The sequence below is a fragment of the Paraburkholderia sediminicola genome, assembly GCF_046026895.1.
GTDB classification, from domain to species: Bacteria; Pseudomonadota; Gammaproteobacteria; order Burkholderiales; family Burkholderiaceae; genus Paraburkholderia; species Paraburkholderia sediminicola_C.
The window spans coordinates 125,725-137,053 of record NZ_JAQQEU010000016.1 but is presented as its reverse complement, the minus strand read 5'-3'; the positions used below and the strand labels follow the sequence as shown (position 1 = coordinate 137,053).

Annotated in this window: 9 protein-coding genes; 1 reads left to right on the top strand and 8 read right to left on the bottom strand. The window is 64.9% G+C overall.

Annotated elements, in window-relative coordinates; all coding sequences use genetic code 11:
• Positions 1–115: 115 nt before the first annotated feature.
• From PQR02_RS14460 to PQR02_RS14440, 5 genes are all read right to left on the bottom strand, one after another.
• Positions 116–856 (bottom strand): 3-ketoacyl-ACP reductase, encoded by a 741-nt coding sequence (locus PQR02_RS14460; protein ID WP_408231547.1) that lies wholly within the window; start codon positions 854–856, stop codon positions 116–118.
• 207 nt (positions 857–1,063) lie between these two features.
• On the bottom strand, positions 1,064–2,245 hold the full coding sequence (locus tag PQR02_RS14455; protein ID WP_408231544.1) for an acetyl-CoA C-acetyltransferase: 1,182 nt from the start codon (positions 2,243–2,245) through the stop codon (positions 1,064–1,066).
• A 133-nt stretch (positions 2,246–2,378) separates the two neighbouring features.
• On the bottom strand, positions 2,379–4,202 hold the full coding sequence (gene phaC / locus PQR02_RS14450; protein WP_408231541.1) for a class I poly(R)-hydroxyalkanoic acid synthase: 1,824 nt from the start codon (positions 4,200–4,202) through the stop codon (positions 2,379–2,381).
• Between the two features lie 550 nt (positions 4,203–4,752).
• Positions 4,753–5,604 carry a peptidoglycan editing factor PgeF gene (pgeF, locus tag PQR02_RS14445; RefSeq protein ID WP_408231538.1) on the bottom strand — a complete coding sequence of 284 codons (852 nt, stop codon included), beginning with the start codon at positions 5,602–5,604 and terminating at the stop codon, positions 4,753–4,755.
• Positions 5,601–6,881 carry an RluA family pseudouridine synthase gene (locus tag PQR02_RS14440; protein WP_408231535.1) on the bottom strand — a complete coding sequence of 427 codons (1,281 nt, stop codon included), beginning with the start codon at positions 6,879–6,881 and terminating at the stop codon, positions 5,601–5,603. The genes pgeF and PQR02_RS14440 overlap by 4 nt, the downstream gene beginning before the upstream one ends.
• Positions 6,882–6,919: 38 nt before the next feature.
• Here PQR02_RS14440 and PQR02_RS14435 point away from each other — a divergent pair, with 38 nt between their 5' ends.
• The gene (locus PQR02_RS14435; protein WP_408231532.1) at positions 6,920–7,780 is read left to right on the top strand and encodes an outer membrane protein assembly factor BamD; all 861 of its coding nucleotides are present in this window, start codon (positions 6,920–6,922) and stop codon (positions 7,778–7,780) included.
• Positions 7,781–7,919: 139 nt separating this feature from the next.
• Here PQR02_RS14435 and rlmD read toward each other — a convergent pair whose 3' ends face one another.
• From rlmD to rpoS, 3 genes are all read right to left on the bottom strand, one after another.
• The gene (gene rlmD / locus PQR02_RS14430) at positions 7,920–9,350 is read right to left on the bottom strand and encodes a 23S rRNA (uracil(1939)-C(5))-methyltransferase RlmD (protein WP_408231529.1); all 1,431 of its coding nucleotides are present in this window, start codon (positions 9,348–9,350) and stop codon (positions 7,920–7,922) included.
• Positions 9,351–9,461: 111 nt separating this feature from the next.
• Positions 9,462–10,238, bottom strand: coding sequence for a 3'-5' exonuclease (locus PQR02_RS14425; RefSeq protein WP_408231526.1), 777 nt, complete (start codon positions 10,236–10,238; stop codon positions 9,462–9,464).
• 4 nt (positions 10,239–10,242) lie between these two features.
• Positions 10,243–11,325, bottom strand: coding sequence for an RNA polymerase sigma factor RpoS (gene rpoS, locus PQR02_RS14420; protein WP_408231523.1), 1,083 nt, complete (start codon positions 11,323–11,325; stop codon positions 10,243–10,245).
• Positions 11,326–11,329: the final 4 nt, after the last annotated feature.

Below are 11,329 nucleotides of genomic sequence, written 5' to 3'. Positions count from 1 at the left end.
CACACCCCCCGTGGGGCGGGGCCCCCCCCCCCCCCCCCCCCCCCCCCCCCCCCCCCCCACGCCGCCGAACCATCTGAGCCGAAGCACGCCGCCTTGTGTGCGGCACGCTGTTGACTCAGCCCATATGCAAGCCGCCGTTCAGCGAAAAATCAGCGCCCGTGGAGAAGCCCGATTCGTCCGACGCGAGCCACGCGACGATCGAGCCGATTTCGTCCGGCCGACCCAGGCGGCGCACCGGAATCGTCGCCACGATCTTTTCCATCACGTCCGGACGGATGGCCTTGACCATGTCGGTGCCGATGTAGCCCGGCGACACGGTGTTCACCGTCACGCCCTTAGTCGCCACTTCCTGCGCCAGCGCCATCGTGAAGCCGTGAATACCGGCCTTCGCGGTCGAATAGTTGGTCTGGCCGAACTGGCCCTTCTGCCCGTTCACCGACGAAATGTTGATCACGCGGCCCCAGCCACGCTCGACCATGCCGTCGATCACCTGCTTGGTGACGTTGAACAGGCTGGTCAGGTTGGTGTCGATCACCGCTGTCCAGTCTTCGTGCGTCATCTTGCGGAACACGACGTCGCGCGTGATGCCGGCATTATTCACCAGCACGTCGATCTCGCCCACTTCGGACTTGACCTTCTCGAACGCGGTCTTGGTCGATTCCCAATCGCCGACATTGCCTTCGGACGCGACAAAATCGAAGCCCAGTGACTTCTGCTCTTCGAGCCACTTCACACGGCGCGGCGAGTTCGGGCCACAGCCCGCGACCACCTTGAAGCCTTCTTTGTGCAGCCGCTGGCAAATGCTCGTGCCGATGCCACCCATGCCGCCGGTTACGTACGCAATTCGCTGTGTCATAAACCACACTCCGTTATCGTTTTCGAGGCGCCGACCGGCCACCCCGACCGACCACCTCTTCCTCGCCTGATGCTTCCTCGCCGCTGCCGCCGGGCGACCGGCAAGGCCGCTGCAGACACCGCGCGCCACCTGTGTCGACGCGGCGCGCGGCAACCTGCCCGACGCCGGTTCTCCGATGCCTGGCGGCGCCGGATCAGCGCGGCGTGCTCAAGCGCGCTCGATCGCCAGCGCGACACCCATGCCGCCGCCGATACACAGCGACGCCAAACCCTTCTTCGCATCGCGCTTCTGCATTTCGTACAGCAGCGTCACGAGAATACGGCAACCGGACGCGCCGATCGGATGGCCGATCGCGATCGCGCCGCCGTTCACGTTGATCTTCGACGTGTCCCAGCCCATCTGCTGATTCACGGCGCACGCCTGCGCGGCGAACGCTTCATTGATTTCCATCAGGTCCAGGTCGGCCGGCGTCCAGCCCGCGCGTTCGAGACAGCGGCGCGAGGCGGGCACCGGGCCCATGCCCATCACCTTCGGATCCAGACCCGAGGTAGCGTAAGCCTTGATGCGCGCGAGCGGCGTGAGGCCGAGCGCCTCGGCTTTCTTCGCCGACATCACCAGCACCGCCGCCGCGCCGTCGTTCAGACCCGACGCGTTAGCCGCCGTGACCGAGCCTTCCTTCGAGAAGGCCGGCTTCAGGCCCGCCAGCGATTCAGCGGTGACGCCGTGGCGCACGAACTCGTCCGTTGCGAAACGCAGCGGCTCGCCCTTGCGCTGCGGAATCTCGACCGGCACGATTTCGTCGTCGAAACGGCCCGCCTTCTGCGCGGCTTCCGCCTTGTTCTGCGACATCGCCGCGAACGCGTCCTGCTGTTCGCGCGTGATGCCGTATTCCTTCGCGACGTTCTCCGCCGTTACGCCCATGTGATACTGGTTGTAGACGTCCCAAAGGCCGTCGACGATCATCGAGTCGATCAGCTTCGCGTCGCCCATGCGGAAGCCGTCGCGCGAGCCCGGCAGCACGTGCGGCGCGGCGCTCATGTTTTCCTGACCACCGGCCACCACGATGTCCGCATCGCCCGCGATGATCGCGTTGGCCGCGAGCATCACGGCCTTCAGACCCGAGCCGCACACCACGTTGATCGTCATGCCGGGCACGGCCGCGGGCAAGCCCGCCTTGATCAGCGACTGACGCGCCGGGTTCTGGCCGGAGCCGGCCGTCAACACCTGGCCCAGGATCACTTCGCTCACCTGCTCCGGCTTCAGCCCGGCCCGCTCGAGCACGGCACGGATCACCGTGGCGCCGAGTTCGGGCGCGGCGATCTTCGCCAGCGCTCCACCGAATTTACCTACTGCCGTACGGGCGGCCGATACGATCACAACATCAGTCATTTCCATATCCTCCGGGCATGTCGGCCGAATGCGCCGCAGCCCGTCAAGTTAAAAATTCGTTGCTCCAACGCCCTTGCTCAATCAGACGCCCATTCACTCATTGCCAACCCTCGCACTGTCGAGCGCGTTCAACTTACTCCCGTTGCCGCACGTAACGTCCGGGCGCCGGCTCGATCTCCGGAAACTCCGCCGAGCCCGCCGCGGCGCGCGGCTTCACCTTCTTGCCGCCGTACTGGTCGAGCCACGTGGTCCATTCGGGCCACCAGCTGCCGGGCACCTCGGTCGCGGCGCCGAACCATTCGTCCGGGCTCGCCGGCAACGTCTCGACGTCACCTTCAAGCGTCCAGTAGCTGCGCTTTTTCTTCGCGGGCGGATTGATCACGCCGGCGATATGGCCCGACGCGCCAAGCACGAACTTCAGCGGCCCGGAGAGGAGCGGCGCGGACGCGTACGCGGTTTGCCACGGCACGATATGGTCCTCGCGTGACCCGTAGATGAAGGTGGGCACATCGATCTTCGACAGGTCGATCGGCTGGCCGCAGGTGCTCAACGCACCCGGTTCGCGCAGGCGATTCTCGAGATACGTGTTGCGCAGATACCAGACGTACATCGGGCCCGGCAGGCTGGTCGAGTCGCTGTTCCAGTACAGCAGATCGAACGGCACCGGCGTGCGGCCCTTCAGGTAATTGTCGACGACGTAGTTCCACACCAGATCGTTCGGCCGCAGGAACGAGAACGTGTTGGCGAACTCGATGCCGCGCATCAATCCCGGCGGCGCACCGTTCTTGCCGCCGATGGTTTGCTCGCGCATCTGCACGTGCGTCTCGTCGACGAACACGTCGAGCACGCCGGTGTCGGAGAAGTCGAGCATCGCGGTGAGCAGCGTCATCGACGCGGCCGGGTGTTCGCCGCGCGCCGCGGCGACGGCCAGCGCGGTGGCGAGCATCGTGCCGCCGACGCAGAAGCCGAGCGTGTTGATCTGTTCGCGGCCGCTGATCTTGCTGACAGTGTCGATCGCGGTGAGCACGCCCTCGCCGATATAGTCGTCCCACGTCTTGTGCGCGATCGACTGATCCGCGTTGCGCCACGAAATCAGGAACACCTCGTGCCCCGAATCGAGCGCATGCGCGACCAGGGAATTCTCCGGCTGCAGGTCGAGAATGTAGAACTTGTTGATGCACGGCGGCACGATCAGCAGCGGCCGCTCGCGCACGGTCGCCGTGCGCGGCTTGTACTGGATCAGTTGCAGCAGGTCGTTCTCGAACACCACCGAGCCTTCGGTGTTGGCGAGGTTCTCACCGACCACGAAGCCCGATTCGTCGGTCTGCGAAATCTTGCCGCGCTGCAGGTCGGTGAGCAGGTTCATCACACCTTGCCGCAAGCTCTCGCCCTTGCTGTCGAGCAGGGTTTTCTGCGCTTCCGGATTCAACGCGAAGAAGTTGCTCGGCGAAGCCGCCGCGGTCCATTGCTGGACCGCGAAGCGAATGCGCTCGCGCACCTTCGGTTCGGTGTCGAGCGCGTCGACCATCTCCTGAAGATAGCGCGCGTTCAGCAGATACCACGCGGCGGTGAACGCATAGGCCGGCGTCGCGCTCCATGCTTCGGAACTGAAGCGGCGGTCCTTGAGTTCAGGCGCCTTCGAAACCGACGTGGCTGCCTGCTGGATCAACTCCATCGCTTCGCGCGAATAACCCGCCTGGAGTTTCTGCAGACGTTCGGCGGGAATCGCGGCGGCGGGTATGTTCAGACCTGCGAACGATGGCATGGAGGGTATCGCCCCCGCCGCCAGTTTGCTGAAGTCGGGCATGCCGGGAAACGACGGGAGCTGGGGAAAACCGATTTGCGGCATGCCCGGTACCTGGGGCATCGGAGGCACCTGGAAAGGCATGCCGGCGGCGCCCGGGGGCACCCCGAGCGAACGCCATGCGTTCATCCAGGCGTCGACGAATTGCTGCATGCCTGTGGCGGATGTTGCGCCGCTCGTACCGGCCTGCTGCGTATGCTCCGTCGAGGAGTCCGTGCTGGGGGAAGCTGAGGAATATGAAGCTGCCATACCTGCTTTTGACCGGTAAGTCCTTGCGGACGGGTTGGAGAGGCAGGTTCGTGCGCACGTGTGCGATTGCTCGCGACCTCGTCACGCCCTGTCCCATGTACGAGGATCTCGTGAGGAACATTCTTGCTCCCCATCGCAAGGCATGTCAATGCTTGTTCCCGATTTTGCCGCAGTGCGACAGTTTTTTAATTATCGTTTTCCCTGTGTAGCAGATCGCGCTTTTGAAGCGCGTATGACCAATGTATCGGCCCGGCGAAAAAAGCTCCCAGATTGCAGGGGGTTATGTGCATTTATCGGTGCGTGGGCACACACTTTTCGCGGCAGATTTACGCTAGCGGGATGCTTTCCGGCACCGCAGCAAAAACGCACTGCGCGTCTCGGAATAAACCCGCATACGACCCGCGTGCGACGCGTGCGATTTCGTCAGACGCAGGATATCGAGCCGCGCGGCGCTTCAGTCCGCGAGCGTCTGCGCGTGCGCGTCGAGCCAGATCAGCGCGGCCATGCGGCCCGTCTCGCGATCGCGCCGATAGGAATAGAAACGATCGCGTTGCGTGACCGTGCAGAGATCCCCGCCGACGATCCGCGTCACGCCGAGCGCTTGCAGACGCAAGCGCGCCAGCGCCGGCAGATCGGCGAGATATTTGCCCGCATGGTCCGGATGCGCGACGAATGCGTTCGCGGTGGCATCGCGTTGCGGGCCGTCGACACCGTTCATGAAGGCGTCACGCACATCGGCTCCGACTTCGAAAGCGGTGGGACCGATCGACGGTCCGAGGTACGTATGCAATGCACCGGGCTCGACGCCCGCGAGTTGCGCGACGCGCTGCGCGGTCTGTTCGACGATGCCCGCCGCCAGCCCGCGCCATCCCGCATGCGCCGCACCGACCGCGCGGCCCGCTTCGTCGCACAGCAGCACCGGCATGCAATCGGCCACCATCACGACACACACGGTGCCGGGACGATCGGTGACGCTCGCGTCGGCACGTGTGCGCGTGCCGTGCGCGAGCGCGTCTTCAGCGCGCACGACGCCCGCGCCGTGAATCTGTTCCAGCCACGCGGCCTCGCCGACGCCCGCGAGGCCCAGCAGGCGCTCGCGGTTCTGCGCGACCGCGGCCGGATCGTCACCCGTCTTCAATCCCAGGTTCAGGCCGCCGGGTTGCTCCGCGTCGGCCTGCCAGCGGCCGAACGGCGGCTGGCTCACGCCGCCGTTGCGCGTGGTCACGAGCGCGCGCACGCGTGGCGATACGTTCCATGCAGGTTGCACGACATCGGCAAAGCTCAGCTCAGGCAAACTCGCGCTCATGCGTGATCGTCCCTCGGGTTGTCGTCGTCATCGCCTTCGTCCGCGTCGTCGTGATCGAGTGCGCCCCCTTCGTCGGCAGCGCCGTCCAACGACGCGTCGTAGCCGTCTTCCTCATAATATGTGTCGTCGAACTCGCCCGCTTCGTCGCGCCCCAGCCCTAGCGCCGCGGACAGCGCCTCGATGTCCTCCGGCACATCGGCGCGCCATTGCATCGTGCGGCCGGTTCGCGGATGAATCAGCCCGAGCCGCCACGCGTGCAGCGCCTGGCGCGCGAAGCCGCCCGGCAGCGGCGTGACCGAGCGCTTGCCGCGCGCGCGCCCGTACACCGGATCGCCGAGCAGCGGATGGCTGATGTGCGCGCAATGCACGCGAATCTGATGGGTGCGGCCGGTTTCCAGATCGCAGTGAATCGCCGTGACCGGCTGACGCTGCCAGATCGCCGAGTCGACGCGGCGAAAATGCGTGCGCGCAGGCTTGCCCGCCGCGCTCGTCACCACCGCCATGCGGGTGCGCTCGCGCGGATCGCGGCCGATCGGCGCGTCGATCGTGCCTTCCTCCGGCATGTTGCCCCACACCAGCGCGAAATAGCGGCGCTTCACCGTGCGCGCCTGCAGCTGGCGCACGAGGTCGGTCTGCGCCTCGAGCGTGCGCGCCACCACCATCAGACCGGAGGTTTCCTTGTCGAGCCGGTGCACGATGCCCGCGCGCGGCAGCCCCCCCGCGGCGTCGCCGTAACGGTACAGCAGGCCGTTGAGCACGGTGCCGCTCCAGTTGCCGGCCGCCGGATGCACGACCATGCCGGCCGGCTTGTTGATGACCACGAGCGTGTCGTCCTCGTAGACGATGTCGAGCGGCACGGGCTCCGGCGTGAACGCGAGCTGCTCGGGCAGCAGATCGGGCACGAGTTCGATGGTCGCGCCGAGTGGCACCGGCTGGCGGATCTTCGCCGGCTTACCGTCGACCCGCACGCGCTCGGCTTCGATCCAGCTTTGCAGACGGTTGCGCGAGAACTCGGGAAACACGCGGGCGAGCACCTTGTCGAGGCGCTCGCCCGCCAGTTCGTCCGGCACGACGACGCTGCGCGGACTCTCGTCCGCCACGCGGCTCGCCACGGTGGGCACCATGGCCGGCGCGGCTGCGGCGGCGAGCGCGTCGCTGGCGAGATCGTCGTCGAGGGAATCGACGCCCAACGCGTCGGAGGGGTTGGCGCTTACGCTATAATCTTCATTGCTATTCCCGGCACCGGTTGCGGCGCCTGGAGTATTTGAGCGGGTCATTGAGTCTGGGTCACCTGGACGTAAAGCTAGACTGGAAAATGCGAGCCTTGAACACCATCACTGAAGCGGCGATCAATTTGGCGGCCATCAAGAAGGCGGCCCGGAAAGTGGCCGGATACATTGCATGCGCCGCGGCCGTCACCGTTATCGCGGCTTGCCACGGCCTGCCGGAAAAGACCGACGAAACGGCAACGTGGAATAACAACAAATTATATACGGAGGCGAACGACGCCTTGACCGGTGGTGATTTCGGCAAGTGCGCGAAGTATTTCGAAATGCTCGAAGGCCGCGATCCGTTCGGCCATTTCGCCCAGCAGGCGCAGATCAACGTCGCTTACTGCAACTGGAAAGACAACGAAAACGCCGCCGCCGACCAGGCCATCGACCGCTTCATCCAGCTGCACCCGGATCATCCGGACATCGCTTACGCGTACTACCTGAAGGGCATGATCCACTTCAACGACGACCTCGGTCTGTTCGGCCGCTTCTCCGGCCAGGACATGAGCGAGCGCGATCCGAAGTCGCTGCGCGAGTCGTATGACGCGTTCAAGGTCGTGGTGGACCGCTACCCGAACAGCAAGTACGCGCCGGACGCCGCGCAACGCATGCGCTACATCGTGAACGCGCTGGCGTCGCACGAAGTCCACGCGGCTGACTACTACTACCGCCGTGGCGCTTATGTCGCCGCAATCAACCGCGCGCAACTGGCGTTGCGCGAGTACAAGAATGCACCGGCTATCGAAGACGCACTGCACATCATGATGCTGTCGTACGAGAAGCTGAACCAGCCGCAGCTGGCCGACGACACCAAGCGCGTGCTGGCCGGCACCTTCCCGGACAGCCCGTACATCACGGGCCACGCACGGCCGGGAACCCAGAAGTCGTGGTGGCAGTTCTAACGCGCGCCACGCACTGAGACTCCCCGCTGCAAACAGAAACGCCACGACCCCGGTCGTGGCGTTTCTGTTCGTGCGCGGCCTTTTGCTCGCGCGAGGCCCAGGCAGCCGGCCCCACGTCACCGCGTCAGCTCGACGAGCCTCAGTCCCGCTCGAACAACGCGATCGACTCCACGTGCGACGTATGCGGGAACATATTCACCACGCCCGCGCCCACCAGCCGGTAGCCGGCCTCGTGCACGAGCAGGCCCGAATCGCGGGCGAGCGTCGCCGGATTGCACGACACGTAGACGACCCGCTTCGGCAGCGGTCCATTGCCGCTTTGCGCGATCTCCGCCAGCGCCTTCGCGACGGCCAGCGCGCCTTCGCGCGGCGGATCGACGAGGAATTTGTCGAAGTGGCCGAGCGCGCGCAGGTCGTCGGCGGTGACTTCGAACAGATTGCGGCACGCGAACGACGTATGCCCGGCCACGCCGTTCAGCTCGGCATTGGCGAGCGCGCGCGAGGTCAGCACTTCGCTGCCCTCGATCCCCACGACTTCCCGCGCGATCCGCGCGAGCGGCAGCGTGAAGTTGCCGATCCCGCAGAACAGATCGAGCACACGATCGGTGCGCGCCGGCGCCAGCAAGCGCAAGGCGCGGTTCACGAGCACGCGGTTGATCGCATGATTGACCTGGGTGAAGTCGGTTGGTTTGAACGGCATGCGGATGCCGTATTCCGGCAGCGTGTAGTCGAGCTCGACATCGAGCGGATAGAACGGCTTGACCGTCTCCGGGCCGCCCGGCTGCAGCCAGAACTGCACCTTGTGCTCGTCGGCGAAATCGCGCAGCACCTGTTCGTCGGCGGCGGTGATCGGTTCGAGGTTGCGCACCACCAGCGCCGTCACCGACGAACCCACCGCCAGTTCGAGCTGCGGCATGCGGTCGTAGATCGACAGCTTGCGGACCATGAAGCGCAGCGGCATCAGCATCGCCGACACCTGCGGCGGCAGCACTTCGCAGGTTTTCATGTCCGCGATGTAGCTGCTCTTCTTCTCGTGAAAGCCGATGCGCATGCCGCCCTTCTCCGGCAGATAGCGCACGCCTAGGCGCGCACGATAGCGATAACCCCAGGCCGGCCCGTCAATCGGCCGGAACACGGTTTCGGGGCGCAGTTTCGCCAGATGCTGCAGGTTGTCCTCGAGCACGCGCTGCTTGACGGCGACCTGCGCGCGCACGTCCAGATGCTGCATCGAACAGCCGCCGCAGATATCGAAGTAGCGGCACTTCGGTTTGGTGCGCATCACGCTTTCGCGGAACACCTGAACGACTTCGGCCTGCTCGAATTTCGGCTTGCTGCGATGCGTCGAGTAGCTGACGCGTTCGCCGGGTAATGCGCCTTCGACGAAAACCACCTTGCCGGGCGTGCCGTCTTCGCTCTCGATGCGGCCGACGCCGCGTGCTTCCATATCGAGCGAAACGATTTCGACGACCGGCTCGTGGCCGGTGATGACGAGCGCTGGCGCCGCAGCGGGCGCCTTGTGGTATTTCGAGGGGCGCTTCTGCGGGCGACGATGGGGGGCAGTTCGGGACACCTGCGACTTCCTGACAGACTTGGGGAAAGGCGAGATTGTAGACGAAGCGCCGGGCTGCCGAGGTTCGGCGCGACCCCGCGTCAGCCGGCTGTCGAGCCGGCCAACGGAAAACTATTGCTCGAACGCCGCCAGATACTCGGCCCATTGCGGCGCGATTTCCAGCGCCAGCGCATTCTTGACCAGGTTGATCTCGTCAGCATACTCCGCCGCTGAAAACGCGCCGCGAATCAGCTGAAAGCGGCAATACAGCAGATAGGTATTGACGACGTCGGTCTCGCAGTAATTGCGGATTTCCTCGATGCGGCCTTGCTGGTACGCCTGCCACACCTGACTGCCGTCCATGCCCATCTTGCCGGGGAAGCCGCACATCTTGGCGAGCGCGTCGAGCGGCGCGTTGGCGCGCGCCTGGTACATCGCGAGCACGTCCATCAGATCCGTGTGACGCGCGTGATAGCGGCTGATGTAGTTGTTCCACTTGAACTCGCGGTCGTCCTCGCCGAGATCCCAGAAACGGCTCGCGGGAATACCGTTGACGAGGGCCCGGTAGTTCAGCACCGGCAGGTCGAAACCGCCGCCGTTCCACGATACGAGCTGCGGCGTGTACTTCTCGATCACGCGATAGAACGACTGCACCAGCGCCGCCTCGCCGTCTTCCAGCGTGCCGAGCGAGCGCACCCGGAAACCGTTGTTGTCGCGGAACACGCAGGAAATCGCCGCGATCCGTTGCAGGTGATGCGGCAGGAAATCGCTGCCGGTCTTTTCACGACGCGCGGCGAACGCATGCTCGGCGACTTCGGCGTCGCTCATCGTGGCGGGCAAATCTTCGAGGCGGCGAATGCCGGCGACATCGGGAATCGTCTCGATGTCGAAAACAAGAATCGGTGTCATCAGGTTATAGAACGGCGTCCTTCCGAACACCGTTGGAGGCGAAAAAGCGCTTCAACCGCACCAGCGCTTCCTGTTGGATCTGGCGCACACGCTCGCGCGTGAGGCCCATTTCGTCGGCTAGCTCTTCGAGGGTGGCGGGTTCGATGTGATTGAGCCCGAAGCGGCGCTCGATCACATGCCGATGCTTGTCCGACAGGCGCGCGAGCCACGCGCGTGTCAGCGTTTCCAGCTCGCGATGTTGCACCTCCGCATCCGGCGACTGGCTCTGGTCGTCGGACAGCAGATCGAGCAGGCTGCTCGCCGGATCGAGATCGAGCGGCGCATCGAGCGACGCCGTGTGCTCGTTCAGCGCGAGAATGTCGGTGACTTCGTCGGTGGTCTTGCCGGTCAGATAGGCGATGTCGTCGATGCTGGCGTCGCGGCGCTCGGCCGCTTCGCCGGAATTCATCGAATTCTTTTCGAGGTGACGCTTGGCGCGCAACACCTGGTTGAGCTCACGAATCACGTGCACCGGCAAGCGCACGGTGCGCGCCTGGTTCATGATCGCGCGCTCGATGCTCTGGCGGATCCACCACGTGGCATACGTCGAAAACCGGAAGCCGCGCGTCGGATCGAATTTTTCGATTGCGTGCATCAGGCCGAGGTTGCCCTCTTCGATCAGATCGAGCAGCGGCACGCCGCGATTCAGATAACCCTTGGCGATGCTGACGACGAGCCGCAGATTGCGCTCGATCATCACCTGACGCGCATCGAACTCGCCGGCCTTGGCAAGACGCGAATACTTCTGTTCCTCTTCCACCGTGAGAAGCGGCTTCACGCTTATGCGATTCAGATAATGCTGGATCGTGTCGGCGGTCAGCTCGGCTTGCAGCAGCGCGCGAAAATCGTCGGCGTCCGGCGCGGCTTCGCTCGCACCTTCGCGGGCGTCGCCGGCTTCGTCCGCGCCGCTCTGACGTTCGTCGAGATCGTGCTCTTCAGCGATCTCTTCTTCGACTTCCGAAGCGCCGCTTTCGTCCACTGCGGCGGACGAAACCTGGCTGGTCGTTTCAGACTCGGCTTGCGGCGGGCGGCGCTTCGATTTCGGCATGGTC